Source organism: Psychrobacillus sp. OK032 (genome assembly GCF_900111345.1).
Classification (GTDB): Bacteria; Bacillota; Bacilli; order Bacillales_A; family Planococcaceae; genus Psychrobacillus.
In genome coordinates this window covers 1-1,594 of the sequence record NZ_FOGY01000036.1, presented here as the reverse complement: position 1 = coordinate 1,594, position 1,594 = coordinate 1, and the positions used below count along the sequence as shown (strand labels likewise).

The 1,594-nt window shown below is 49.4% G+C and carries 13 tRNA genes and 2 rRNA genes; all 15 read left to right on the top strand.

From position 1 onward, the window contains the following. Window positions 1-89 (top strand): 23S ribosomal RNA (locus BMZ04_RS21810); the annotation flags it as partial. A 124-nt stretch (window positions 90-213) separates the two neighbouring features. After that, window positions 214-329, top strand: a 5S ribosomal RNA gene (rrf, locus tag BMZ04_RS21805). Window positions 330-368: 39 nt separating this feature from the next. Beyond that, window positions 369-444 (top strand) — tRNA-Val (locus BMZ04_RS21800). A gap of 14 nt (window positions 445-458) precedes the next feature. Next, window positions 459-534 (top strand) — tRNA-Thr (locus BMZ04_RS21795). 6 nt (window positions 535-540) lie between these two features. Further along, window positions 541-616: transfer RNA gene (locus BMZ04_RS21790), tRNA-Lys, on the top strand. Window positions 617-636: 20 nt separating this feature from the next. Continuing rightward, a tRNA-Leu gene (locus tag BMZ04_RS21785) sits at window positions 637-721 on the top strand. 17 nt (window positions 722-738) lie between these two features. Next, a tRNA-Gly gene (locus BMZ04_RS21780) sits at window positions 739-813 on the top strand. A 15-nt stretch (window positions 814-828) separates the two neighbouring features. Further along, window positions 829-917: transfer RNA gene (locus tag BMZ04_RS21775), tRNA-Leu, on the top strand. Window positions 918-934: 17 nt separating this feature from the next. Next, window positions 935-1,011 (top strand) — tRNA-Arg (locus BMZ04_RS21770). Window positions 1,012-1,017: 6 nt separating this feature from the next. Continuing rightward, window positions 1,018-1,094 (top strand) — tRNA-Pro (locus BMZ04_RS21765). 15 nt (window positions 1,095-1,109) lie between these two features. Continuing rightward, window positions 1,110-1,185 (top strand) — tRNA-Ala (locus BMZ04_RS21760). 24 nt (window positions 1,186-1,209) lie between these two features. Next, window positions 1,210-1,283: transfer RNA gene (locus BMZ04_RS21755), tRNA-Met, on the top strand. 6 nt (window positions 1,284-1,289) lie between these two features. Beyond that, window positions 1,290-1,366: transfer RNA gene (locus BMZ04_RS21750), tRNA-Ile, on the top strand. 12 nt (window positions 1,367-1,378) lie between these two features. Continuing rightward, window positions 1,379-1,471: transfer RNA gene (locus tag BMZ04_RS21745), tRNA-Ser, on the top strand. A gap of 34 nt (window positions 1,472-1,505) precedes the next feature. Next, window positions 1,506-1,582, top strand: a tRNA-Met gene (locus BMZ04_RS21740). Window positions 1,583-1,594 lie beyond the last annotated feature (12 nt).

Genomic DNA, 1,594 nt, shown 5'->3' with positions numbered 1-1,594 from the left:
CCTCAAAGACGATGAGGTAGATAGGTTCGGGGTGGAAGCGTGGCGACACGTGCAGCTGACGAATACTAATCGATCGAGGACTTAACCAAAATGTAATTATTTGTTAAAAATGTCATTTATCCAGTTTTGAAAGAATAAATTTTTATAAAAAAACACTTGTAATTTTCTACGGAGATGTTATAATAAAACTTGTCTTTCAAATAATTATTCAAGTCTAGTGATGACGGCGAAGAGGTCACACCCGTTCCCATACCGAACACGGAAGTTAAGCTCTTCAGCGCCGATGGTAGTTGGGGGATTCCCCCTGTGAGAGTAGGACGTCGCTGGGCTTGCAATAAATACATATTACAATTTGATTTTAATACCCAGGAGGATTAGCTCAGCTGGGAGAGCATCTGCCTTACAAGCAGAGGGTCGGCGGTTCGAGCCCGTCATCCTCCACCATATTTATTCCAAACGCCGGAGTAGCTCAACTGGTAGAGCAACTGACTTGTAATCAGTAGGTTGAGGGTTCAAGTCCTTTCTCCGGCACCATTGTACGAGCCATTAGCTCAGTTGGTAGAGCATCTGACTTTTAATCAGAGGGTCGTAGGTTCGAATCCTACATGGCTCACCATTTTTCAAAAAGATATGTATGCGGGTGTGGCGGAACTGGCAGACGCACTAGACTTAGGATCTAGCGCCGCAAGGCGTGGGGGTTCGACTCCCTTCACCCGCACCATTTAATTTAATAACCGAGCGGAAGTAGTTCAGTGGTAGAACACCACCTTGCCAAGGTGGGGGTCGCGAGTTCGAACCTCGTCTTCCGCTCCAAAGATTCACTAAAGTGCCGGGGTGGCGGAACTGGCAGACGCACAGGACTTAAAATCCTGCGGTAGGTGACTACCGTACCGGTTCGATTCCGGTTCTCGGCACCACTTTTATGAATAAATTAGCGCCCGTAGCTCAATTGGATAGAGCGTCTGACTACGGATCAGAAGGTTGTGGGTTCGACTCCTGCCGGGCGCGCCATATTTACGGGAAGTAGCTCAGCTTGGTAGAGCACTTGGTTTGGGACCAAGGGGTCGCAGGTTCGAATCCTGTCTTCCCGACCAATTTGGAAATTATTTGGGGCCTTAGCTCAGCTGGGAGAGCGCCTGCCTTGCACGCAGGAGGTCAGCGGTTCGATCCCGCTAGGCTCCACCATAATATATTTATTGCAATAATCTTGGCGGTGTAGCTCAGCTGGCTAGAGCACTCGGTTCATACCCGAAAGGTCGTGGGTTCGACTCCCTCTGCCGCTATTTTAAGGACCTTTAGCTCAGTTGGTTAGAGCAGACGGCTCATAACCGTCCGGTCGCAGGTTCGAGTCCTGCAAGGTCCACCATCAACATTTTTCGGAGGAATACCCAAGTTCGGCTGAAGGGATCGGTCTTGAAAACCGACAGGCGGGTCATACCGCGCGGGGGTTCGAATCCCTCTTCCTCCTCCATTTTTATTTTTAAAATTATCAACTATATTATTGTCGCGGGGTGGAGCAGTTCGGTAGCTCGTCGGGCTCATAACCCGAAGGTCACAGGTTCAAATCCTGTCCCCGCAACCAAATGGTCCCGTG